This is a genomic window from Pseudomonas sp. OG7 (genome assembly GCF_014192825.1).
Taxonomy (GTDB): Bacteria; Pseudomonadota; Gammaproteobacteria; order Pseudomonadales; family Pseudomonadaceae; genus Aquipseudomonas; species Aquipseudomonas monteilii.
Genome location: NZ_JACHYK010000003.1, coordinates 92,237 through 114,901, shown reverse-complemented (window position 1 = coordinate 114,901; position 22,665 = coordinate 92,237). Strand labels below are relative to the sequence as shown.

At 63.8% G+C, this 22,665-nt stretch carries 27 protein-coding genes; 21 read left to right on the top strand and 6 right to left on the bottom strand.

Annotation, left to right across the window (positions count from 1 at the left end; all coding sequences use genetic code 11):
- Positions 1 to 3 precede the first annotated feature (3 nt).
- The 10 genes from gspD to FHW75_RS08645 are packed head-to-tail and all read left to right on the top strand — an operon-like array spanning position 4 to position 8,362.
- Positions 4 to 1,758, top strand: coding sequence for a type II secretion system secretin GspD (gene gspD / locus FHW75_RS08690; protein WP_174244665.1), 1,755 nt, complete (start codon positions 4 to 6; stop codon positions 1,756 to 1,758).
- Entirely contained in the window at positions 1,758 to 3,206 is a 1,449-nt protein-coding gene (locus FHW75_RS08685; protein ID WP_183673622.1) for a GspE/PulE family protein, read from the top strand. Before gspD ends, FHW75_RS08685 begins: the two co-directional genes overlap by 1 nt.
- A gap of 3 nt (positions 3,207 to 3,209) precedes the next feature.
- Positions 3,210 to 4,412, top strand: a complete 1,203-nt coding sequence (gene gspF, locus FHW75_RS08680; RefSeq protein ID WP_016713018.1) for a type II secretion system inner membrane protein GspF — start codon at positions 3,210 to 3,212, stop codon at positions 4,410 to 4,412.
- Positions 4,413 to 4,429: 17 nt separating this feature from the next.
- Positions 4,430 to 4,864 carry a type II secretion system major pseudopilin GspG gene (gene gspG / locus FHW75_RS08675; protein WP_019098381.1) on the top strand — a complete coding sequence of 145 codons (435 nt, stop codon included), beginning with the start codon at positions 4,430 to 4,432 and terminating at the stop codon, positions 4,862 to 4,864.
- Positions 4,865 to 4,866: 2 nt separating this feature from the next.
- Positions 4,867 to 5,298, top strand: coding sequence for a type II secretion system minor pseudopilin GspH (gene gspH, locus FHW75_RS08670; RefSeq protein ID WP_025753753.1), 432 nt, complete (start codon positions 4,867 to 4,869; stop codon positions 5,296 to 5,298).
- A complete protein-coding gene (locus tag FHW75_RS08665) occupies positions 5,295 to 5,663 on the top strand; it encodes a type II secretion system protein GspI (RefSeq protein WP_019098314.1) in 369 nt (122 codons plus the stop codon). Before gspH ends, FHW75_RS08665 begins: the two co-directional genes overlap by 4 nt.
- Positions 5,660 to 6,250, top strand: a complete 591-nt coding sequence (locus FHW75_RS08660) for a prepilin-type N-terminal cleavage/methylation domain-containing protein (RefSeq protein ID WP_025753752.1) — start codon at positions 5,660 to 5,662, stop codon at positions 6,248 to 6,250. Before FHW75_RS08665 ends, FHW75_RS08660 begins: the two co-directional genes overlap by 4 nt.
- A complete protein-coding gene (gene gspL, locus FHW75_RS08655) occupies positions 6,247 to 7,323 on the top strand; it encodes a type II secretion system protein GspL (protein ID WP_183673498.1) in 1,077 nt (358 codons plus the stop codon). Before FHW75_RS08660 ends, gspL begins: the two co-directional genes overlap by 4 nt.
- Positions 7,320 to 7,706, top strand: coding sequence for a type II secretion system protein GspM (gene gspM, locus FHW75_RS08650; RefSeq protein ID WP_025753750.1), 387 nt, complete (start codon positions 7,320 to 7,322; stop codon positions 7,704 to 7,706). Before gspL ends, gspM begins: the two co-directional genes overlap by 4 nt.
- A complete protein-coding gene (locus FHW75_RS08645) occupies positions 7,703 to 8,362 on the top strand; it encodes a type II secretion pathway protein GspN (protein WP_019098703.1) in 660 nt (219 codons plus the stop codon). Before gspM ends, FHW75_RS08645 begins: the two co-directional genes overlap by 4 nt.
- Positions 8,363 to 8,392: 30 nt before the next feature.
- Here FHW75_RS08645 and FHW75_RS08640 read toward each other — a convergent pair whose 3' ends face one another.
- The gene (locus FHW75_RS08640) at positions 8,393 to 8,947 is read right to left on the bottom strand and encodes a murein L,D-transpeptidase family protein (RefSeq protein WP_016713010.1); all 555 of its coding nucleotides are present in this window, start codon (positions 8,945 to 8,947) and stop codon (positions 8,393 to 8,395) included.
- A gap of 24 nt (positions 8,948 to 8,971) precedes the next feature.
- The gene (locus FHW75_RS08635; RefSeq protein WP_019098704.1) at positions 8,972 to 9,529 is read right to left on the bottom strand and encodes an NUDIX hydrolase; all 558 of its coding nucleotides are present in this window, start codon (positions 9,527 to 9,529) and stop codon (positions 8,972 to 8,974) included.
- 123 nt (positions 9,530 to 9,652) lie between these two features.
- On the opposite strand from FHW75_RS08635, the gene FHW75_RS08630 reads away from it, so the two are divergent.
- The 5 genes from FHW75_RS08630 (at position 9,653) to purT (ending at position 12,851) form a co-directional block, all read left to right on the top strand.
- Positions 9,653 to 10,252 (top strand): CoA pyrophosphatase, encoded by a 600-nt coding sequence (locus FHW75_RS08630; protein ID WP_019098705.1) that lies wholly within the window; start codon positions 9,653 to 9,655, stop codon positions 10,250 to 10,252.
- Positions 10,253 to 10,296: 44 nt separating this feature from the next.
- Entirely contained in the window at positions 10,297 to 10,821 is a 525-nt protein-coding gene (locus FHW75_RS08625) for a gamma carbonic anhydrase family protein (RefSeq protein ID WP_025753749.1), read from the top strand.
- Entirely contained in the window at positions 10,811 to 11,008 is a 198-nt protein-coding gene (locus FHW75_RS08620) for a DUF1289 domain-containing protein (RefSeq protein WP_027609560.1), read from the top strand. The genes FHW75_RS08625 and FHW75_RS08620 overlap by 11 nt, the downstream gene beginning before the upstream one ends.
- A gap of 117 nt (positions 11,009 to 11,125) precedes the next feature.
- Positions 11,126 to 11,593 (top strand): VUT family protein, encoded by a 468-nt coding sequence (locus FHW75_RS08615; protein ID WP_019098707.1) that lies wholly within the window; start codon positions 11,126 to 11,128, stop codon positions 11,591 to 11,593.
- Positions 11,594 to 11,669: 76 nt separating this feature from the next.
- Complete coding sequence (purT, locus tag FHW75_RS08610; RefSeq protein WP_019098708.1) at positions 11,670 to 12,851, top strand: formate-dependent phosphoribosylglycinamide formyltransferase; 1,182 nt, start codon at positions 11,670 to 11,672, stop codon at positions 12,849 to 12,851.
- Positions 12,852 to 12,883: 32 nt separating this feature from the next.
- On the opposite strand, the gene FHW75_RS08605 is transcribed toward purT, so the two are convergent.
- The 3 genes from FHW75_RS08605 to FHW75_RS08595 form a co-directional block, all read right to left on the bottom strand.
- Positions 12,884 to 14,185 carry an MFS transporter gene (locus tag FHW75_RS08605; RefSeq protein ID WP_016713003.1) on the bottom strand — a complete coding sequence of 434 codons (1,302 nt, stop codon included), beginning with the start codon at positions 14,183 to 14,185 and terminating at the stop codon, positions 12,884 to 12,886.
- A 275-nt stretch (positions 14,186 to 14,460) separates the two neighbouring features.
- Positions 14,461 to 15,666: a transporter associated domain-containing protein gene (locus FHW75_RS08600; RefSeq protein WP_019098709.1), complete on the bottom strand. Its 1,206-nt coding sequence runs from the start codon at positions 15,664 to 15,666 to the stop codon at positions 14,461 to 14,463.
- 9 nt (positions 15,667 to 15,675) lie between these two features.
- Positions 15,676 to 16,485 carry an inner membrane protein YpjD gene (locus tag FHW75_RS08595; RefSeq protein ID WP_016713001.1) on the bottom strand — a complete coding sequence of 270 codons (810 nt, stop codon included), beginning with the start codon at positions 16,483 to 16,485 and terminating at the stop codon, positions 15,676 to 15,678.
- A gap of 256 nt (positions 16,486 to 16,741) precedes the next feature.
- Between FHW75_RS08595 and ffh the strand changes: the two genes are divergently transcribed.
- The 6 genes from ffh to FHW75_RS08565 all read left to right on the top strand — a co-directional run bounded on the left by ffh (position 16,742) and on the right by FHW75_RS08565 (position 20,812).
- Entirely contained in the window at positions 16,742 to 18,118 is a 1,377-nt protein-coding gene (gene ffh / locus FHW75_RS08590) for a signal recognition particle protein (protein ID WP_012270758.1), read from the top strand.
- A 248-nt stretch (positions 18,119 to 18,366) separates the two neighbouring features.
- Positions 18,367 to 18,618: a 30S ribosomal protein S16 gene (gene rpsP / locus FHW75_RS08585; RefSeq protein ID WP_008094480.1), complete on the top strand. Its 252-nt coding sequence runs from the start codon at positions 18,367 to 18,369 to the stop codon at positions 18,616 to 18,618.
- A gap of 5 nt (positions 18,619 to 18,623) precedes the next feature.
- A complete protein-coding gene (gene rimM, locus FHW75_RS08580; protein WP_016712999.1) occupies positions 18,624 to 19,160 on the top strand; it encodes a ribosome maturation factor RimM in 537 nt (178 codons plus the stop codon).
- A 3-nt stretch (positions 19,161 to 19,163) separates the two neighbouring features.
- The gene (gene trmD / locus FHW75_RS08575; protein WP_003252146.1) at positions 19,164 to 19,916 is read left to right on the top strand and encodes a tRNA (guanosine(37)-N1)-methyltransferase TrmD; all 753 of its coding nucleotides are present in this window, start codon (positions 19,164 to 19,166) and stop codon (positions 19,914 to 19,916) included.
- Positions 19,917 to 19,958: 42 nt separating this feature from the next.
- Positions 19,959 to 20,309, top strand: coding sequence for a 50S ribosomal protein L19 (rplS, locus tag FHW75_RS08570; RefSeq protein WP_003252148.1), 351 nt, complete (start codon positions 19,959 to 19,961; stop codon positions 20,307 to 20,309).
- 95 nt (positions 20,310 to 20,404) lie between these two features.
- Positions 20,405 to 20,812 (top strand): acyl-CoA thioesterase, encoded by a 408-nt coding sequence (locus FHW75_RS08565; protein WP_010952562.1) that lies wholly within the window; start codon positions 20,405 to 20,407, stop codon positions 20,810 to 20,812.
- A 3-nt stretch (positions 20,813 to 20,815) separates the two neighbouring features.
- Here FHW75_RS08565 and FHW75_RS08560 read toward each other — a convergent pair whose 3' ends face one another.
- Positions 20,816 to 22,621, bottom strand: coding sequence for a sodium:proton antiporter (locus tag FHW75_RS08560; protein WP_183673496.1), 1,806 nt, complete (start codon positions 22,619 to 22,621; stop codon positions 20,816 to 20,818).
- Positions 22,622 to 22,665 lie beyond the last annotated feature (44 nt).

The following is a 22,665-nucleotide window of genomic DNA, read 5'->3' as shown; positions in this document are numbered from 1 at the left end:
ACGATGCCTGTTAGATACTGCGTGGCTGCTGCGCTGAGCCTGGTGCTGTCCCTGGCCTGCGCCGAAGAGCCGGTGTTCGATGACAACGGTACGCCAATGTACGAGGTGAACTTCGTCGACACCGAACTGGGCGAGTTCATCGACAGCGTGTCGCGTATCACCGGCACGACGTTCATCGTCGACCCCCGGGTAAAGGGTAAGGTCACTGTGCGCACCGTCGACCTGCACGACGCCGATGCCATCTACGACATCTTCCTCGCGCAGTTGCGCGCCCAAGGCTATGCCACTGTCGACCTGCCCAACGGCAGCGTGAAGATCGTCCCCGACCAGGCCGCGCGCCTGGAACCGGTGCCGGTGGAGGCGGGCGGGCAGCAGGGTGAAGGCAGCGACAGCGTGGCCACCCGTGTATTCAATGTGCGCAACGCCGCCAACGAACAGGTGCTGGGTATCCTCAAACCCCTGATCGACCCACGCGTTGGGGTGATCACCCCGTACCCGGCAGCGCATCAGTTGGTGGTCACCGACTGGCGCAGTAACCTCGACCGCATCGCCAGCCTGCTGCGCCAGCTCGACCGCCCGCAAGAGGCGCCTGGCAATGGCAGCACCCAGGTGATTTACCTGCGCCATGCCAATGCCGGTGAAGTGGTCAAGGTGTTACGCGGGCTCAGCCAGGAAGGTGTGGTGCCGGCTGAAGGGGCGGGTGAAGGTGAGGGTAAGGACAGGCCCGCGGTGGCTACCAGTGGTGGCCCGGGCATTCGCCTTGAATACGAAGAAGGCACCAATGCTGTGGTCATGGTCGGCCCAGACAGCGAGCTGGCCGCCTACCGCGCCATCGTCGAGCAGCTGGACATTCGCCGTGCCCAGGTGGTGGTGGAAGCGATCATTGCCGAGGTGTCCGATAGCAGCGCCCAGGAGCTGGGCGTGCAATGGCTGTTTGCCGACGAAAAGTTCGGTGCCGGCATCGTCAACTTCGGCAGCAACGGGGTGAACATCGCCAACATCGCCGGGGCGGCTGCCAGTGGCGACAACGAGGCGCTTGGCGACCTGCTGTCCGCCACTACCGGCGCCATGGCGGGCATCGGCCATTTCGGCGGCGGGTTCAACTTCGCCATGTTGGTCAATGCGCTAAAGGGCAAGAGTGGTTTTAACCTGCTGTCCACACCTACTTTGCTGACCCTGGACAACGCCGAGGCCTCCATCCTGGTCGGCCAGGAGGTGCCCTTTGTCACCGGTTCGGTCACACAGAACAACGCCAACCCGTACCAGACCATCGAACGTAAAGAGGTCGGGGTGAAGCTGCGCATCAAGCCGCAGATCAACGTCGACAACAGCGTGCGCCTGGACATTGTCCAGGAGGTGTCATCGATCGCCGAATCCAGCGCGGCCAGCGATGTGATCACCAACAAGCGCGAGATCAAGACCAAGGTCATGGTCGAGGACAACGGCCTGGTGATCCTCGGCGGCCTGATCAGCGACGAACTGAGCACCAGCAACCAGCGCGTGCCGCTGCTTGGTGACATCCCTTACCTGGGCCGGCTGTTCCGTTCCGACGCCACCAAAAACACCAAGCAGAACCTGATGGTGTTCATCCGCCCGCGCATCTTGCGGGACGGGCCAAGCCTGGCCGGGCTTAGCGAAGACAAGTACCGCACCTTGCAGCAGACCACGCCGCTGCAACTGCCGGACCTGGCCGAGGGCACCCCTTTGTTGCAGGTATTCCCCGCCAGCCGCGCGCGCCTGGAAGGCGGTGACTGGTGATGCTGCCTTATCGCCAGGCACGGCAAAGCGGGGTGGCCATGGCCCCGGCGGCCGAGGGCTGGCAGCTGTGGCTACGGCGCGATGCCGACAGCGCCCAGTTGCAGGAGCTGCTGCGTGTACATGGCCAGCCCAGTGCGCTGGAATATCTGGAACCGGCCGTGTTCGACGAGCGCCTGGGCCAGTTGTATGAGGTGGGTGATGCCGCCACTGAAGCGCTGATCGAAGGCATTGGTGACCAGGTCGACCTGGACAGCCTGATGAGCGAGATGCCGCGTATCGAAGACCTGCTGGAAAGCGATGACGAAGCCCCGGTCATCCGTCTTATCAATGGCCTGTTTGGCCAGGCGCTGCGCCTGCGCGCCTCGGACATCCATATCGAAACCTTCGAGCAGAGCCTGGTGGTGCGCCTGCGGATCGATGGGCACCTGCGTGAAGTGTTGCGCCCACCGCGAGCGCTGTCGGCCATGCTGGTGTCGCGGATCAAGGTCATGGCGCGCCTGGACATCGCCGAAAAGCGCCAGCCCCAGGACGGCCGTATCACCTTGCGTGCAGCAGGCCGTGAAGTGGATGTACGGGTTTCGACCTTGCCCGGCATTCATGCCGAGCGGGTGGTCATGCGCGTGCTCGACAAGCAGGCCAGCCTGCTGGCGCTGGATAACCTGGGCATGCCGCCCGCCGTGTTACAGGGCCTGCGCAGTTGCCTGGCGCGTCCCAATGGCATCGTGCTGTCCACTGGCCCGACCGGCTCGGGCAAGACCACCACCCTGTACGCCAGCCTCAATAGCCTCAACGACGGCAGCCGCAATATCCTCACGGTCGAAGACCCCGTCGAATACGCCATTGCCGGCATTGGCCAGACAGCCATAAACCCGCGTGCCGGGCTGACGTTTGCCAGTGGCCTGCGCGCCATCCTGCGCCAGGACCCGGACGTGATCATGCTCGGTGAAATCCGCGACCAGGAAACCGCGCAGATCGCGGTACAGGCCAGCCTCACCGGCCATCTGGTGCTGTCCACCCTGCACACCAACAGCGCCGTGGGGGCGGTAACCCGTCTGCGTGACATGGGCATCGAGCCGTTCCTGATCGCCTCGTGCCTGCGTGGTGTGCTGGCCCAGCGCCTGGTACGGCGCTTGTGCCGTTGCGCCGTGTCGTACCCGCTGCAACCTGCCGAGCGTGAGCTGTGGCCAGAACTGGCGGCACTGGGCAGCAGCTACCACGCGGTTGGCTGCGAACAGTGCCAGGGCAGCGGTTATGTCGGGCGCCTGGGCCTGTACGAATTCATCGAGCTGGATGCCGGGTTGATTGGTCTGCTCTACGACGGCGCCAGTGAACTGGCCATGCAGGATTACCTGGCCGAGCGTCGCCAGAGCCTGGTGGCGATGGCCAGTGATTGCCTTGCCCGTGGCGAGACAAGCCTGGCCGAAGTGCTGCGTGTGGTGCAGGGTTAAGGCATGCCGACGTATCGCTACCAGGCCGTCGACCTCGCCGGCAAAGCGCACAAAGCCAGCCTGCAAGCCGACAGCGAGCGCCATGCACGCCAGTTGTTGCGCGAGCAGGGCCTGTTCGCCCGACAGTTGCAGCGCCAGGAAGCCGGAGCCCGGCAAGCCAGGCGCCAGCGTTTAAGCCGCGCCCAGCTCTGTGAACTGACCCGCCAGCTGGCGACCCTTATCGGGGCTGGCATCCCCTTGGTCGATGCGCTGGGTACCCTTGAACGCCAACTGCGCCAGCCCGCCCTGCACAGTGTGCTGGTGGCCCTGCGTGGATCGCTCGCCGAAGGCCTGGGCCTGGCTCGCAGCCTGGCGCGCCAGGGGGCGCCGTTCACGGGTTTGTATTGCGCACTGGTCGAGGCCGGCGAGCGTTCCGGGCGCCTGGCACAGGTGCTTACACGTTTGGCCGACCACCTGGAGCAGGTACAGCGCCAGCAGCACAAAGCCCGTACTGCGCTGATCTACCCCACCGTATTGATGGGTGTGTCACTTGCCGTGGTCGTCGGCCTGATGACCTTCGTCGTGCCCAAACTCACCGAACAATTCGCCCACGCGGGGCAAAGCCTGCCGCTGATCACCTCGCTGCTGATCGGCCTGAGCCAGGGGCTGGTACACGCCGGGCCGTGGTTGTTGGGGGTAGCGTTGATGCTTGGCGTGCTCGGCGGCTGGTTGCTGCGCAAGCCGCATTGGTGCTTGCGCCGCGACCAGTTGCTGCTGCGCCTGCCGCGCATCGGCAGCCTGCTGCAGGTGCTGGAAAGCGCCCGCCTGGCGCGCAGTCTGGCGATTCTCAGTGGCAGTGGCGTGGCCCTGCTCGAAGCCTTGCAAGTAGCCACCGAAACCGTCGGCAACCGGCGCATCCGGCTGGCCATGGAGCAGGTGCGCCAGCAAGTGCAAGGCGGCACCAGCCTGCACCGAGCGCTGGATGCCAGCCAGCAATTCCCGCCGCTACTGGTGAACATGGTCGGCAGCGGCGAGGCTAGCGGCACCCTGGCCGACATGCTCGAACGCGTGGCCGACGACCAGGAGCGCGGCTTTGCCCGCCAGGTGGATACCGCCATGGCGCTGTTCGAACCCCTGATGATCCTGGTGATGGGCGCCGTGGTGCTGTTCATCGTGCTGGCGGTGCTGCTGCCGATCATGCAACTCAACCAGGGCCTGCAACTGTGACGACAAGGAGTTTTGCCATGCTGCATCGACGCAACCGCCAGCGCGGTTTCACCCTCATGGAAATCATGGTGGTGATCTTCATCATCGGCCTGCTCATCGCCGTGGTCGCGCCCAGCGTGCTGGGCAACCAGGACAAGGCCATGAAACAGAAAGTGATGGCCGACCTGGCCACCCTGGAGCAGGCGCTGGACATGTACCGGTTGGATAACCTGCGTTTCCCCAGCAGCGAGCAGGGCCTGGCCGCACTGGTGAAAAAGCCGAGCCAGGAACCACTGCCACGGGCCTGGCGCAACGACGGTTATGTGCGCCGCCTGCCGGAAGACCCGTGGGGCACTCCGTACCAGTACCGCATGCCCGGTGAACATGGTCGGGTGGATGTTTACTCGCTGGGCGCGGACGGCCTGCCCGGGGGGGAAGGCCAGGATGCCGACCTGGGTAACTGGGAACTGTAAAGGTGCGCCGTCAGCGGGGCTTCAGCCTGATCGAATTGCTGGTGGTGCTGGCCATCGCCGGCCTGATGACGGGCCTGGCGGTGGCGGGGCTTGGCAGCGGTCAAGCCAATGTCGACCAGGCGTTGCAGCGCCTGGCGGCCGAAACCCGAGCGCAGGCCGCGTTGGCCCGACATACCGGGCAACTGCGCGGGCTGCGCTGGAATGGCCCGCGTCCGGAGTTTGTGCGGCGCGAGGGCAATGCCTGGGTCGTCGAAGCCGTTGCGGTGGGCGACTGGCCCAAAGGCCTGCACCCGGACTGGCCCGTCAGCCCGCAGCCGCGCCTGGTGTTCACGCCGCATGGCTGGGCACAGCCGGGCAGCGTGATCTGGCGCTGGGCCGATGGCAGCCAGCAATGGGCCTGGGGCCGCGATGGTCGCTTGCAGGTGGCGCCATGAAGCAACGTCAGCGTGGCTTCACCTTGCTGGAGGTGACCGTAGCCTTGGCGATCGCTGCTGTGCTGGCGGTGATCACCAGCCAGGTCCTGCGTCAGCGCCTGGCCGTGCAGGACAACCTGCAGCAGCATCGCCTTGGCCTGCTGTGCGCGCGTGAGCTGCAAACCCGCTTCGCTGTCGAGCAGTTCTGGCCTGCCGCCAATCAGGCTAACGGCGAGCTGAACCAGGGCGGCCAGCCGTGCCATTGGCAATTGCAACTGCGCCGCACCGGCGTGCGCGACTTGCGCCGGGGCGAGCTGCAACTGTTCGCCGACCGTGACCAGCGCCTGCCGCTGGGCCAGTACACCGTGTTTCTGGAGCGCCCATGAAGCGCCGCCAGGCTGGCTTGACCCTGATCGAGCTGATGGTCGCCCTGGCCCTGACAGCCTTGCTCGGCATCATGCTCGCCGCTTTGGTCAACGGCTGGCTCAAGGTCCGCGAACGCCTTCAGGTCACCAGCCAACAAACCTCGGTGCTGGACTTTTGCCTGGCCTTGGAGCGTCGCTTCGACAGCCCGGTGCTGCGCCGGGTCTATGACCAGCGCCTGCCCTTGACCAGCCGCTGGCTGGACTGGCAACCGGCAAGCCACCAATTGCAATGGGTCGCCGCCACCGGCCTGCCAGAGGCCGAGGGCGGATCGCGCCTGCAGCGCCAACGCTTGCGCTTTGAGGCCCGCGATCAACGCCTGCTGCTGGAAAGCTCGGCCGACCTGTACGCGGCCGCCGCCCCGCGCTGGATACAACGCGAACACCTCGACCGGGTCAGCGTGATGAATGTCCTTTATTACCAGGGCGGCCGCTGGCTGACCTGGCCTTCTGACCAGCCCGCGCATCCCGGTCGTGGTGTGCGCCTGGAATTGCAGCGTGATGGAGCACCCTATGTCTGCACTTTCGCCCTCCCGTGGGGGCACTCATGAAATTTGAATGGCGGCGACGAACGCCGGCTCAGCCGTGGTTGTTGCTGCGCCCCGGCGTTGTCTGGCACTGGGCACTGACCGAGGGCGGCATCGTGCAGCGCCAAGGGCAGGGTGAGCCACCGGCGAACCTGCAAGCCCGGGTTGCACTGATTCTGCCTGCCGAGGCGTGCAGCTGCTTCCGCGTACCGGCTCCACCGGGGCTCAAGCGTGAAGAGTGGTCGTTGCTGCTTGAGGACTGCTTGCTGCAACCGCCGGACGAAGTGGCCTGTGCCTGCCTGGCCCGAGAACCCGGGTACCTTCGTCTGCTGGTTGTGGCACGCCAGAAACTGGAGGGCTGGCGTGGGCAGTGTGCCGCATGGGGCCTGCAAGTGGAGCGTTGCTGGGCAGAGCTGCAGTTGCTACCTGCGGTAGAAGCAGGCACTGCCTGGCACTGGCAGCGCCCACCCGGCATGTCCTTGTACAAAGGGTTGGGCGAAGACGAACAGGAACACTGGCTGGCGTGGCCGGATGCACTGGAAGAAATGCCGCAGCAACCTTGGGCACACCTGCAAAAGGTGCCACTGAGTGGCGACTGGCCAAGTGCGCTGGCGCCCCTCGCTTCGCTGCCTGGCTTGTTCGAGCGTGGCCGCAAGGCACCTTCATTGCCTGCCGTTTCGCGTCCGCAGCAACGGCTGTTGGCTGCTTGCCTGGTACTGGCGACTGTATGGGGCAGCCTGTGGTTGAGCCAGCAATGGCGCCAGGCGCAACTCTGGCGGGCCCAGGTCATTGCCGTGACAGGCGAACAGGCCAGCCCACGGCATGCCGCTCAGGCCCTCAAGCGCCTGCGTGAAAGTGGGTTGCAACAGCAAGTGCGCACACGCCAGCTCGAAGACTTGCAGGCAACGTTGCAGGCGTGGCTGCGGGATCACCCCGGCTGGCGCCTGCAAGCCGTGCGCTTCGATGGCCAGCGCTGGCGCGTGCGGTTGGCGGGCGAGGGGGCCGCGCCACCTTGGCAAGACATGGCCAGCGCAGCGGGCGCCGCCGTGCAGGTGCTAAGTGGCGAAGTGATCTTCGACTTGGGAGCAGCCCTATGAACCGTGACTGGATGCAACGTCATCGGTTGAAGTTCGCCTGGTTGTTGATTGCCGTGTTGCTGGCCTTCCTGGCCCTGCGCGGTGGCTTGGCGCAATGGCGCGAACTCAGTCAGTGGCAAGGGTTGGCTGAACAAGCCGCCAGTTTGCAAGGTGGCCCTGGCTTGAGCATGGAGCGTTTGAAGCAGTCGGCCGAGGCGCGGCGGGTGGCGCTGGCCGAGGTTGATGAACAAGGCAAAACCTGGCACATGCGCGGGCAGGTGGCCGATGAGCGGGCGCTGCAAGACTGGTTGCAGGCCCTGCGCACCGAAGGCGTACAGCCGCTGCAATGGGGGCTGGAGCAGGATGGCAAGGTGTTGCGCTTCGATCTGGTGATGCAGCCATGAGCCGTAAAGCTGCGGCGTGGGTGCTGCTCGTGTTCGCCGTGACACTGCTGGTGGAGCTACCTGCTAGCTGGGTGGCGCGCGGGCTCGGCCTGCCAATGCAGGATGCCCGTGGCAGCCTGTGGCAAGGTCACGCACAACAGTTGGGGCCAGTCGGGCCATTGCGTTGGTCGGTGGAGCCTTGGCGCATGCAGGCCACTGCGCAGCTGGGGTTCCAAGGGCAAGCCTGGCAGCTGCGTGCCGAAGGCTGGCCTTGGCGTTGGCGGCTGGAAGCAGCGGCCATGAGGCCCCAGGCTACGGTGGCGGCTGATTACCGCTTGGCTGGGCAGTGGCAGGGCGCAGTGCACCTGAGCGGGGTAGGGCGCCGGTGCCTGGCCAGCGAAGGCCGCGTAACAGTGAGTGATCTGGCACTGAGCCAACCCTGGTCGCTGGGCCTGGGGCAGGGCTGGCTGGAAATGGACTGCCGCAGTGGCTGGCGCCTGCGTGGCCAACTGGCGCAGCAGGGGCAGCATCAGTTGGCGGTGGATGCTGACCTGCCAGGTCGTCGGGCGCAGCTGGTATTCGAGTTGCAACCGGAGGCTGCGTTGACGCCTTTGTTGCGAGGGGCGCAGTGGCTGGGGCCGCAGGCGTTGGCAGGGCAACGCGACTTGCGCTGGTAAACCTGTCGAAGCGGGTACTTGCTTGTAGGGCTAAGGCCGAATCTCGATCAACGTCCCATCCCGCACCAGGTCCCACACTTCCTGCATGTCACGGTTACGCATGGCAATGCAGCCATCGGTCCAGTCCAGGGTATGGAAGTACCATTCCGGGTATTCGTCGTTGATCGGCGTGCCGTGGATCATGATCATGCTGCCGGCACTCACCCCTTCGCGGGTGGCACGGGCGGCGTCGCTGACGTTCGGGTAATTGATGTGCATGGCCAGGTTGAAGCGGTCGCTTTGCTTGCGCCAGTCCAGCCAGTACAGGCCTTCGGGGGTTTTTTTGTCGCCTTCGCGCTCTTTGGCGCCCTTGGGCTGCTTGCCCAGGGAAATGCGGTAGGTTTTCAGCGGCTCGCCACGGCTGATCAGCTGCAGGCGGCGCTCGGACTTGATCACCAGCACCTTGTCGATCAGCGGTTGCATGGCCTGCTGCGAAGGCGAAGGCGTTTGCGCTGCCGGTACGGGCTTGCGGATGATGGTCTCGGTGAAGGCCGCCTGGGACACCGAGGTAACGCAAAGGCAGAAAAGGGCAAGCAACCAACGCATGTAACGGTATCCCTGAAGGCTTTTCTATGTAGAGGTCGTGGTCGAGACGTTCATCGGCGGCAGGTACTCATGGCCAATGGGGTAGTGATGCCCGATGCGGTCGCGATAGTAGCATTCTAGTGTGCGCGTGACGGTGCGAAAAGCCAGCTCGCCCCACGGTACCTCATGTTCTTCGAACAAGCGCACCTCCAGGCTTTCGATACCCACATCAAAGGCAAGGTCCGCCAGCTCGGCGCGGAAGAACACGTGCACCTGGTTGATGTGCGGCAAATCGAACAGCTGGTACAGGCTCATCGACCCGACCCGGGCGCAGGCTTCCTCGACAGTTTCGCGACGGGCGGCCTGGTCGAGGGTTTCGCCGTTCTCCATGAAGCCGGCGGGCAAGGTCCAATAGCCCCGGCGGGGCTCGATGGCACGCCGGCACAACAGCACCTGGCTGCCCCAGGTTGGCAACACGCCAGCAACGATGTTGGGGTTCTGGTAGTGGATGGTCTGGCAAGACTCGCAGACATACCGCAGGCGGCTGTCGCCTTCGGGGATCTGCTGTATGACCGGCTGGCCGCACGCGCTGCAGAATTTCATGTGTAGGTCCTTTTGCTTGGGGCTATCTTGGCGCGCCGGCAAGGCCGCCGCAAGCGCAGGGGCTTGGGTGCTTCGCGGCTTTGGTGCATCATGCAAGGCAGGCCTTGGATACGAGTGTGCGCAATGCTGGACGAGCTACTTCGCCGAATGAGCAACCACCAACCCGCGTCATTGGAAACCGACCGGCGGTTCCCTGAAGCGGCGGTTCTTTTGCCCATTACCCGCAGCGAAGCGCCCGAACTGGTCCTTACCTTGCGCGCCAAGGGCCTGTCCACACATGGTGGCGAAGTGGCCTTTCCCGGTGGCCGTCGCGACCCGGAAGACCCGGACCTGGTGTTCACCGCGCTCCGTGAAGCCGAAGAAGAAATCGGCCTGCCGCCGGGGCTGGTGGAAGTGATCGGCCCGCTCAGCCCGCTGATTTCGCTGCACGGCCTCAAAGTGACGCCATTCGTCGGGGTTATTCCCGACTTCGTCGAATACCGCGCCAACGACGCCGAAATCGCGGCAGTATTCACCGTGCCGCTGGAATTCTTCCGCCAGGACCCGCGCGACCATACCCACCGTATCGATTACCAGGGGCGCAGCTGGTATGTGCCCAGCTACCGCTATGGCGAATACAAGATCTGGGGGTTGTCGGCGATCATGATCGTGGAACTGGTCAACCTGTTGTTCGATGCCGGCATCAGCCTGCACCAGCCCCCTGAGCGTTACATCGAAAACTGAGCGGGGCCAACCCCGCCGTCTGCGTTCCAGCCTGAGGAGCAAGCATGAAATACCGCCTGGGCGACCTGCGGGTCGAGAGCCACCCCACCAGTTGGGCCGCACCCAACGCCACACTGATTGGCAACGTGCGCCTGCAGGCCGATGCCAGCGTATGGTTTGGCGCGGTACTGCGCGGGGATAACGAGCTGATCGACATTGGCGAGGGCAGCAACGTGCAGGATGGCACGGTGATGCACACCGACATGGGCTCGCCGCTGACCTTGGGCAAGGGCGTGACCGTTGGCCACAACGCCATGTTGCATGGCTGCACGGTGGGCGACTACAGCCTGGTCGGTATCAATGCGGTGATTCTCAACGGCGCGCGCATCGGCAAGCACTGCATCATCGGCGCCAATGCATTGATCGCCGAGGGCAAGGAAATCCCTGATGGGTCGCTGGTAATGGGCTCGCCGGGCAAGGTGGTACGTGAATTGACCGAGCAGCAAAAGCGAATGCTCGAAGCCAGCGCCGCGCACTATGTGCATAATGCCCGGCGTTATGCGCAGGAACTGGTGATTGATGATGAGTGATGTTGTAGAGCGGCCGGTAGCCTCGCCGTGCGTGAGCATTTGTGCGCTGGACGAGCAGGATGTCTGCACCGGGTGCCAGCGTACCGTGGCGGAGATTGGCCGCTGGGGGCGGATGGACAATGACGAGCGCCGGGCGGTGTTGAAGCTCTGCCATGAACGGGCAGTAGCCGCCGGCCTCATCCTGTAGGTTGACGCAGAACCTGTGGGCATGCCCGCTCCCACAGGTTATGTGGTGCGGTGCCTGCGGGTTTACCCGCGAAGAAGCCAGCGGTAATCTGTAGGGCTTGCCCACAGACGACTCGCCATGTTCTATCTGATTGCCTACATCAGCAGCGTAGTGCTGATCAACTACGCCTTCTCTAGCGCCCCGCACCTGGACATCATCTGGTCCGCCTGGGGCGGCCTGGTGTTCATCCTGCGTGACATGGTGCAGACCCGCTTCGGCCACGGCGCCCTGGTGGCCATGCTGGTGGCCCTGGTGCTGTCCTACGTCACCTCGGAGCCGGCCATCGCCTTGGCCAGCGCCACCGCGTTCTTCATTTCCGAGCTGATCGACTGGCTGGTGTTCAGCATCACCCGCCGGCCGCTGCGCGACCGCCTGTGGCTGAGCTCGGCACTGAGCATTCCGGTGGATACCTTCATCTTCTTCGGCATGATCGGCGCCCTGACGCCGGTGATAGTCGGCACCGCCATGGCCTCGAAGTTTGCCGGTGTCACCGCCGTGTGGCTGGCCATGGCATTTCGCGCCCGACGGGCCGCCGTTGCGGGCTGATGGTGTAGAATAGCGGTCCTTTTTCAGCGGGCCGTACCAAGCCTGGTGCGACCCCGGATGCCTTCGAGGACCTGAAATGACCCGTATCGGAACCCCTTTGTCGCCCACCGCGACCCGTGTACTGCTGTGCGGCTGTGGCGAGCTGGGCAAGGAAGTGGTGATCGAACTGCAGCGCCTGGGCGTCGAGGTGATCGCCGTCGACCGCTACGCCAATGCCCCGGCCATGCAGGTGGCGCACCGCAGCCACGTGGTCAACATGCTCGATGGCGTGGCCCTGCGGGCCGTGATCGAAGCCGAAAAACCGCACTACATCGTTCCGGAAATCGAAGCCATCGCCACCGCCACCCTGGTCGAGCTGGAGAACGAAGGCTTCAACGTGGTGCCGACTGCCCGTGCCACCCAGCTCACCATGAACCGCGAAGGCATTCGTCGCCTCGCCGCCGAAGAGCTGGAGCTGCCAACGTCGCCCTACCACTTCGCCGACACCTATGAAGACTTCGCCAAGGGCGTGGCCGATGTCGGCTACCCGTGCGTGGTCAAGCCAGTAATGAGCTCGTCGGGCAAGGGCCAGAGCCTGCTGCGCAGCGATGCCGACTTGCAGAAGGCGTGGGACTACGCCCAGGAAGGCGGCCGCGCTGGCAAGGGCCGGGTGATCGTCGAGGGCTTTATCGACTTCGAATACGAAATCACCCTGCTGACCGTGCGCCATGTGGGGGGTACCACCTTCCTGGAGCCGGTTGGTCATCGCCAGGAGAAGGGCGATTATCAGGAATCGTGGCAGCCGCAGGCCATGAGCCCGAAAGCGCTGGCCGAATCGCAACGCGTGGCCAAGGCGGTCACCGATGCCCTGGGCGGTCGTGGCCTGTTTGGTGTTGAGCTGTTCGTGAAGGGCGACCAGGTGTGGTTCAGCGAAGTGTCGCCACGCCCGCATGACACGGGCCTGGTCACCCTGATTTCCCAGGACCTGTCGCAGTTTGCCTTGCATGCCCGCGCCATTCTCGGCTTGCCGATTCCGGTGGTGCGCCAGTTTGGCCCGTCGGCCTCGGCGGTGATCCTGCCGGAAGGGCAGTCGCAGCAGACCAGCTTCGCCAACCTGGGCGCAGCGCTGAGCGAGCCGGATACCGCCATTCGCTTGTTCGGCAAGCCGGAAATCAACGGCACCCGCCGCATGGGCGTGTGCCTGGCGCGTGATGAGTCGGTAGAGCAGGCGCGGGCCAAGGCGACCCGTGCATCGCAAGCGGTCAAGGTCGAGTTCTGATCCGATTGGGGCCGCAACGCGGCCCCATTTGTTTACAGTTCGGTATTGCGCGTCTCTTTCAGGCACAACACGGCAATCAGGCTGATCACCGCCGCCGCCGACACATACCCTCCCACCCAGCTCAACCCACCCATGCTCACCAGCTTCTGGGCAAAGAACGGTGCCGCCGAGGCCCCGACAATCCCGCCCAGGTTATACGCCGCCGAAGCGCCGGTATACCGCACGTGGGTCGGGAACAGTTCAGGCAGCAGTGCCCCCATTGGCGCAAAGGTCACGCCCATCAGGAACAGTTCGATGGCCAGGAACAGCGCTACGCCCGTGGTCGAGCCCGAGGTCAGCAGCGGCTCCATGGTAAAGCCCGACGCTACCGCCAGCAGGCCACCGACGATTAGCACCGGCTTACGCCCGTAACGGTCGCTGAGCCAGGCCGACAGGGGCGTGGCCAAGGCCATGAACACCACCGCGAAGCACAGCAGGCCAAGGAACGTCTCGCGGCTGTAGCCCAGTGTGGTCACGCCATAGCTCAGCGAGAACACTGTAGAGATGTAGAACAGCGCGTAGCACACCACCATGGCCGCAGCGCCCAGCAGGGTTGGCACCCAGTACTTGGAGAACAGGTCGACCACCGGCATTTTCACCCGCTCGTGACGGGCAACGGCCTTGGCGAACACCGGGCTTTCTTCAAGCTTCAGGCGCACATAGAGCCCCACCAGCACCAGCGCGGCGCTGAGCAGGAACGGAATACGCCAGCCCCACTCACGGAACTGCTCGTCGCTGAGCAGCAGGGCCAGGGTCAGGAACAGGCCGTTGGCAGCCAAAAAGCCGATCGACGGCCCAAGTTGCGGGAACATGCCGAACCAGGCGCGCTTGCCTTCCGGGGCGTTCTCGGTGGCCAGCAGCGCCGCGCCACCCCATTCGCCGCCCAGGCCCAGGCCTTGGCCAAAGCGCAGCAGGCAGAGGATGATCGGCGCCCACACGCCGATGCTGTCATAGCCTGGCAGCACGCCAATGGCCGTGGTGGACACACCCATCAGCAGCAGCGACGCGACCAAGGTTGATTTACGGCCGATGCGGTCGCCGAAATGGCCGAACAGCGCCGAGCCCAATGGGCGGGCAAGGAAGGCAATACCAAAGGTGAGGAACGCCGCCAGCATCTGCGCAGTGCCCGACCCCGACGGGAAGAACACCGGGCCGATCACCAGGGCAGCGGCGGTGGCGTAAACGTAAAAGTCGTAGAACTCGATGGCGGTGCCGATAAAGCTGGCTGTGGCCACCCGTGCCGGCGAGTTGACCGGCGCGGCAGGCGCTTCGGCATAGGTGCTGCTGGTTGTCATTAAGTAGGTCCCTAACAGTCTGGTCCGGCTCCATGGGCTTTGCCCGCGACGGTGTGCAATGCAAAAGGGCAGGCACAGATGCGCGGACGCCGGAGCGTTTTGTTGTTGTGTGCGCCCGACTGACGATAGCCCAAGGGGGATAGGGGCGGGGCGGGCTCTGTTCGGGGTGTTGAAGCAGGGCCGCAGGGCGTGTCAGTGGAGCGGACTGGCCGTGTAGCGCCGGGTGCGGGTAGCAGGCGGGACGGCGGGGCTGGGTAAGCGTGACCCGAGTATAGCTATCGGGTCACGGTCCACACCAGTACCTTGCTGGCACAATTGTCCTCCGTTTCGAGGATTTCCAGGCGATAGCGGCCGATCTTCAGGCAAACGGCGCTTTCCGGGATGCTCTCCAGCGCCTCGGTCACCAGCCCGTTGAGGGTTTTCGGCCCGCCGTCGCAAGGCAGGTGCCAGCCCAGGGTGCGGTTGATTTCGCGTAGCGAAGCGGTGCCATCGATGACGAACGTGCCATCGGTCTGCGGGTGTACATGGGGGTTGTCCAGGCTTTGCTCGTCCTCGAACTCACCGACGATCTCTTCGAGGATGTCTTCCAGGGTGACAATGCCAAGCACCTCGCCGTACTCGTCCACCACCACGCCCAGCCGGCGCTGTTGCTTGTGAAAGTTCAGCAGCTGCATTTGCAGCGGCGTGCTTTCCGGCACGAAATAGGGTTCGTAGCAGGCGCTGTGCAGCGCCTCCAGGGTCAGCTCGGCCTTGGGCAGCAGGTGGCTGATCAGCTTGGTGTTGAGGATCGCCTCAACCTGGTTGATGTCGTTGTGGTAAACCGGCAGGCGGGTATGGCGGCTGACGATCAGCTGCTCGATGATGCGCTCGATCGGCTCGTCGAGGTTGATGCCGTCCACTTCATTGCGCGGTACCAGGATGTCGTTGACGGTGATCTTGTCCAGCGATTGCAGGCCGTCGAGCAGCCCGTGGCGGGGTGTTTCGTGTTCTTCGTCTTCGTCGAAGTCATCGACTTCCTGCGGGTGCAGGGCCACTGCGGTTGGTTGCACGCGGAACGGGCGCAGCAGCAGTTTGGCGAAGCCGTCCAGCAGGCAGGCCAGCGGCTGCAGCAGGGCGAGGGGTGCTTTCAGCAGGCTGGCACCAAGGCTGACGAACGCCTGCGGGTTGCGCCGGGCCAGCCGCCGTGGCAGGTACTCGGCAAATACCAGCAAGGTGAAGGTAGCGGCCAACCCCGCCAGCCAGAAGCCGTGCTCGCCGCTATGACGCTGACCCAGCAGGCAGGCCAGGCCTAGCACCAGCAGCTTGCCAAGGCTGGCACACAGCACCAGGGCCTGGGCCGGCAGGGCGTGCATGCCGTCTTCGTGGCTGCGCAGCGAGCCATTGAGCTGCAGGCGGGCGGCATCCACGGCAGTGAACAGTGCTGACCACAACAGGGCCAGTGCGAGGGTGCCGAATAGCGGTGCGTACGGCAGGGTGTCCATGGGCGGCCGTCAGATATGCAGGATGAATTCGCGAACCAGCTTGCTGCCGAAGTAGGCCAGCATCAGCAGGCAGAAACCGGCCAGCGTCCAGCGGATAGCCTTGTGGCCGCGCCAGCCGAGGCGGGTGCGGCCCCACAGCAGTACGCTGAACACCACCCAGGCGACACAGGCCAGCAAGGTCTTGTGCACCAGGTGCTGGGCGAACAGGTTGTCGAGGAACAGCCAGCCGGAGATCAGCGACAGCGACAACAGGCACCAGCCGGCCCAGAGGAAGCCGAACAGCAGGCTTTCCATGGTTTGCAGGGGCGGGAAGTTGCGGATCAGCCCGGACGGGTGCTTGTTCTTCAGCTGGTGGTCCTGCAGTAGCAACAGCAGTGACTGGAATACTGCAATGGTGAACAACCCGTAGGCCAGGATCGACAGGAGGATGTGCGCGAGGATGCCGGGTTCTTCGTTGATCAGCGGCACCGTGCCGGGTGGCGCGAACTGCGCCAGCAGCGCGGTTATCGCACCCAGCGGGAACAGTAGCACCAACAGGTTTTCCACCGGTATGCGCAGGCAGGCCAGCAGGGTCAGGGCAATGACGGCTACGGCGATCAGGCTGGCGGCACTGAAGAAGTCCAGGCTCAGGCCCAGCGGGGTGATCAGCTGGAAGAACAGTGCACCGGCCTGGGCCAGCACCGCGAAGGCACCCAGCAGGCCAAGCAGGCGCTTGTCGGCCTTGCGGCCCTGGGCGAGGTGTGTGCCCTGGTAGATGGCCGCTGCTATATAGAGGCCGGCGGCGATCAGGTTGGGGATGAGGCTGGGTGAGGAGACCATAAGTCCTGGTTGGCGAGCCTTAAAGAGACGGAGTGTGGCATAGATTCCGCTGCTCTAGGAAGACTGGTAGGCCGTGTGGGAGCGGGCTTGCCCGCGAACAGGCCCTGGCAGCCACCGAATATCTCCCAGGCCTCCACCAAGGTGTGCGCCGCCGCCGCACTTCGCTATAATCGCCGCCTTGCTGTGCCCGGCGGGTGTGTATTTCCCCCAGGGCGCCTGACAAACCTCGGCTTTTACTGGGCCTGAAAGGATCACCATGTTCGAAAACCTGACCGACCGCCTGTCACAGACGCTGCGCCATGTCACCGGCAAGGCCAAGCTGACCGAAGACAACATCAAGGACACGCTGCGCGAAGTGCGCATGGCCCTGCTCGAGGCCGACGTTGCCCTGCCGGTGGTCAAGGATTTCGTCAACAGCGTCAAGGAACGTGCGGTCGGCACCGAAGTGTCGCGCAGCCTCACCCCGGGCCAGGCGTTCGTGAAAATCGTCCAGGCCGAGCTGGAAAGCCTGATGGGCGCGGCCAACGAAGACCTCGCGCTGAACGCCGCCCCGCCAGCCGTCGTGCTGATGGCCGGCCTGCAGGGCGCCGGTAAGACCACCACTGCCGGCAAGCTGGCGCGGTTCCTTAAAGAGCGCAAGAAAAAGAGCGTGATGGTGGTGTCCGCCGACGTCTATCGCCCGGCGGCGATCAAGCAGCTGGAAACCCTGGCTAACGACATTGGTGTCACCTTCTTCCCGTCCGACATCAGCCAGAAGCCGGTGGCCATTGCCGAAGCGGCCATCCGCGAAGCCAAGCTGAAGTTCATCGACGTGGTCATCGTCGACACCGCCGGCCGTCTGCACATCGACGCCGACATGATGGACGAGATCAAGGCGCTGCACGCTGCGGTCAAGCCGATCGAGACCCTGTTCGTGGTCGACGCCATGACCGGCCAGGACGCCGCCAACACCGCCAAGGCGTTTGGCGAGGCGCTGCCACTGACCGGCGTGGTGCTGACCAAGGTCGACGGTGATGCCCGTGGCGGTGCTGCGCTGTCGGTGCGTGCCATCACCGGCAAGCCGATCAAGTTCATCGGTATGGGCGAGAAGACCGAGGCCCTCGAGCCGTTCCACCCCGATCGCGTCGCTTCGCGCATCCTCGGCATGGGCGACGTGCTCAGCCTGATCGAGCAGGCCGAGCAGACCATCGACAAGGCCAAGGCCGACAAGCTGGCCAAGAAGCTGAAGAAAGGCAAGGGCTTCGACCTCGAAGACTTCCGTGACCAGCTGCAGCAAATGAAGAACATGGGCGGCCTGGGCGGCCTGATGGACAAGCTGCCGAGCATCGGTGGGGTCAACCTGTCGCAGATGGGCAACGCACAAGGCGCGGCCGAGAAGCAGTTCAAGCAGATGGAAGCGATCATCAACTCCATGACCCCGGCCGAGCGCCGCGACCCTGACCTGATCAGTGGTTCGCGCAAGCGCCGTATCGCCTTGGGTTCCGGCACTCAGGTGCAGGACATCGGCCGGCTGATCAAGCAGCACAAGCAGATGCAGAAGATGATGAAGAAATTCTCTGCCAAAGGCGGCATGGCCAAGATGATGCGCGGCCTGGGCGGCATGCTGCCTGGCGGCGGTATGCCGAAGCTGTAAACCTCTATTCCGGGCGCCTGCCTTTTGTCGGACAGGCGCCCAGAACCCCCGCCTTGGCGGGGCAACGGCCGCGGATTTCGCGGCGCAACCGGCAAATCTGGACGGTGGGGCAGGGCCTTGCCGAAAAAGTCATTTGCAAATGTCCGTGTATTCCCCGAGAATATGCGGCCTTTTGGGCACCCGTGTGCCTATTTGGCATTCAGATTTGCAGTACAAACTGCAACACCGACTATAGGAACGATGTTCACATGGTAACCATTCGTCTGGCCCGTGGCGGCTCGAAAAAGCGCCCATTCTACCACCTGACCGTGACCAACTCGCGTAACGCCCGTGACGGCCGTTTCGTTGAGCGCGTTGGCTTCTTCAACCCGATCGCATCGGGCGCCGAAGTCAAGCTGTCGGTCAACCAAGAGCGCGTCACCTACTGGCTGAGCCAGGGCGCACAGCCGTCTGAGCGCGTTGCTCAGCTGCTGAAGGACGCTGCCAAGGCCGCTGCCTGAACAGTATGAACGCGACGCCAGAAAAGGCTGATGACCTCATCGTCGTCGGCAAGATTTTTTCGGTTCACGGCGTTCGCGGCGAGGTGAAGGTGTATTCCTTTACCGATCCGATTGAAAACCTGTTGGATTATCCACGCTGGACGCTTCGGCACGAAGGCAAGGTAAAGCAGGTCGAGCTGGTCAGCGGTCGTGGCTCCCAAAAGGGCCTGGTCGTGAAGCTTAAAGGCCTCGAGGATCGTGATGAAGCCCGTCTTCTGAGCGGTTATGAAATCTGCATTTCGCGGAGCCTTTTGCCCAACCTGGCTGCCGACGAGTACTACTGGTACCAGTTGGAAGGCCTGAAGGTCATCAACCAGGACGAACAACTGTTCGGCAAGGTCGATCACCTGTTGGAGACCGGTGCGAACGATGTAATGGTGGTCAAGCCCTGCGCAGGCAGCCTGGATGATCGCGAGCGTCTGTTGCCCTATACGGCGCAATGCGTGCTCAACATCGACCTGGAAGCAGGCGTGATGCGGGTTGAATGGGACGCGGACTTCTAAACGATGGGTAACCTTCGCGTAGACGTCATCACGTTGTTCCCCGAGATGTTCTCGGCCATCACGGAGTACGGCATTACCAGCCGCGCGGTGAAACAGGGGTTGCTTCAGGTGACTTGCTGGAACCCGCGGGACTACACCACAGATCGTCACCACACGGTAGATGATCGGCCGTTTGGCGGTGGTCCGGGCATGGTGATGAAAATCAAGCCTCTGGAAGACGCCCTGGTTAGCGCCAGGCAAGCGACCGGAGCAGCGGCGAAGGTGATCTACCTGTCGCCACAAGGCCGCAAGCTGACTCAGCAGGCGGTCAAAGGCCTGGCCGAACAGGAATCGTTGATCCTGATCGCCGGTCGTTATGAAGGCATCGACGAGCGCTTTATCGAGGCTCATGTCGATGAGGAGTGGTCGATTGGCGACTATGTGCTTTCCGGTGGCGAGCTGCCGGCCATGGTACTGATCGATGCGGTTACACGGCTGCTGCCCGGAGCTTTAGGGCATGTGGACTCGGCGGAAGAAGATTCCTTCACCGACGGTCTGCTGGATTGCCCGCACTACACCCGACCTGAGGTGTATGCGGATCAGCGTGTTCCCGACGTGTTGCTAAGTGGCAACCATGCACATATCCGGCGTTGGAGGATGAAGCAGTCCCTTGGTAGGACCTTCGAACGACGCGCCGATCTTCTGGAAAGTCGCTCGCTTTCTGGAGAAGAGAAGAAGCTGCTCGAGGAATACCTCCGCGAGCGGGACGATAGTTAAACGTATCGATGGTGGATCGCGTATCCATCTTAGGAGCACAGCATGACTAACAAGATCATCCAGCAGCTCGAAGCCGAGCAGATGAGCAAGGAAATCCCGACCTTCGCACCAGGCGACACCGTTGTCGTTCAGGTTAAAGTGAAGGAAGGTGAGCGTTCCCGTCTGCAGGCGTTCGAAGGCGTTGTTATCGCCAAGCGTAACCGCGGTCTGAACAGCGCCTTCACCGTGCGCAAGATCTCCAGCGGCGTTGGCGTAGAGCGTACCTTCCAGACCTACAGCCCGCAAATCGACAGCCTGGCCGTGAAACGTCGTGGTGACGTGCGTAAAGCCAAGCTGTACTACCTGCGCGACCTGTCCGGCAAAGCCGCTCGCATCAAGGAAAAACTGTCCTGAGTACAGTTTGCCCGGTGGCCGAGGCCGCCTAGCGAGAAAAAAGCAGCCTTCGGGCTGCTTTTTTGCGTTTTGAACCTTTCAAAGATGTGAATGCCATGACTACCCGAGACCAGGAAATCCAGCGCCGTACCGAGCTGTCGGTGACTCGCGTGACCAAGGCGGTGTTCCCAAACACCACCAACCACCACAACACCCTGTTCGGCGGCACCGCCCTGGCCTGGATGGACGAAGTGTCGTTCATCGCCGCCACGCGCTTCTGCCGCCTGCCGCTGGTGACCGTGTCCACCGATCGCATCGACTTCAAGCACCCGATTCCGGCGGGCTCGATCGTCGAACTGGTAGGCACGGTAATCAAGGTCGGCAATACCAGCTTGCAGGTGCAGGTGGACGTGTTTGTCGAGAACATGTACCTGGACGGCCGCGAACGGGCCATTCACGGTGTGTTCAGCTTTGTCGCCATTGACGAGGACAAGCGCCCGGTGCCGGTGCTCCCGGGCGCCTGAGTGTCAGGGCTCCGGGGCTGGCTCGATCAACGCCACCAGGGTCCATCCCGGTTGCGGCTGTAGCGGGTTGTCGGGGCTGGCTACATGTACCCAGCCATGCCCGTCTCGGGCGAACAGCAAGTGCGCACGCTCGCCATGCAGTGCCTGGTAGGCATCCCAGCCAAAGCCTTCGGTCAGGTTGGTGCTGTACAGTTCGGCGCCCTGATGCAGCCGGTTGGCCAGTTGCAGATAGGTCATTGGGCTGGCTCCCAGTAGATGCCCCCGATGCTCTTCGGCAGCTCGGTGCTTGTCGCTGCGTTGCTTCTCCAGGCCACTGGCCAGCACGAACAGCCGGCCGTTACCGAAGTCATGGCGGAACCTTGCGCAGGCCAGGGCGTTGATTTCGCCAGCGGGAGACAGCCCCAGCAAGTGCCCGAGGCCGACCAGGTCCAGGTGCGCGTCGGCATGTTGCGAGGCGGGGTTGCCAAAGTAGGTCGGTAGCCCGTCCATGCGCGCGGCGCGAATGTTTTCCCAGCTGGAGTCTGTGAGCAAAACCCGACAGCCCAATTGCTGCAGGGCTTTGGCGATGGCCCGGGCCGGCTCGTTGGCACCGACCACCAGAAAACCACTGGGCGCCGGTTCGGCGACCTTGAGCAGACGTGCCAGCGGCCTGGCCGTGGCGCTTTGCAGTACCACCGTGCCGATGATCACGGCGAAGGTCAGCGGCACCAGCAGCAAGGCGTCCGGGTGTCCGGCCTGATGCAGGCGGATGGCGAAAATCGCTGAAACGGCGGCGGCAACGATGCCGCGTGGCGCAATCCAGGCCAGCAGTGCCCGTTCCCGCCAACTGAGCGGTGAGCCCAGTGTTGCCAGCCACACGTTCAGTGGGCGTGCCAGCAGCTGGATCACCAGCAACAACGCCAGTACCGCCGGGCCGAGGCCCAGCAGGGCATGCAGGTCAAGGCGCGCAGCCAGCAGGATGAACAGGCCGGAAATCAGCAGTACGCTGAGGTTCTCCTTGAAGTGCAGGATCTGCCGCACATCCACCCCGCGCATGTTGGCCAGCCACATGCCCATCACGGTCACTGCGAGTAGCCCGGACTCATGCACGATCTGGTTGGCTGCGATGAAAATACCCAGCACCGCCGCCAGTGATGCGAGGTTGTGCAGGTATTCCGGCAGCCATTGTTCGCGCATGATCTGCCCCAGCAGCCAACCCCCGGCCGCACCCAGGGCGCTACCGCAGAAAATGACCCCCGCGAAGGTAGTGAGGCTCTGGAGCAGGCCATTGCCGTCTGCGCTGGCGATGATGAAGCTGTACACCACCACGGCCAGCAGCGCACCGATCGGGTCGATCATGATCCCTTCCCAGCGCAGGATGTTGGCGATGGTCGACTTTGGCCGCACCACGCGCAGCATCGGCACGATCACAGTGGGGCCAGTCACCAGGGTCAAGGTGCCGAACAGAATCGCCAGCGGCCAGTCGAATCCCAGCAGCCAGTGGGTCGCCAGGGCGATGACCAGCCAGGTGACCAGCGCGCCCACGGTGACCAGGCGATGCACCACGCTGCCGATTTCGCGCCACTGCGACAGGTGCAGGGTGAGGCTACCTTCGAACAGGATCAGCGCCACTGCCAGCGACACCAGCGGCATCAGTAGCGGGCCGAACAACGCCTCGGGGTCGAGCCAGCCCAGTGCCGGACCGGCAATGATCCCGGTCAGCAGCAGAAACAGAATCGCCGGTAGCTTCAGGCGCCAGGCCAGCCACTGGCAGGCCAGTGCAGCGGCGCCGATGCCGCCGACGCTAAGTAGTATCTGCTCTTCGCTCATGTGGGCTCCCTATGCCTGCGCTGTTATGAAAGACTAAGCATCAA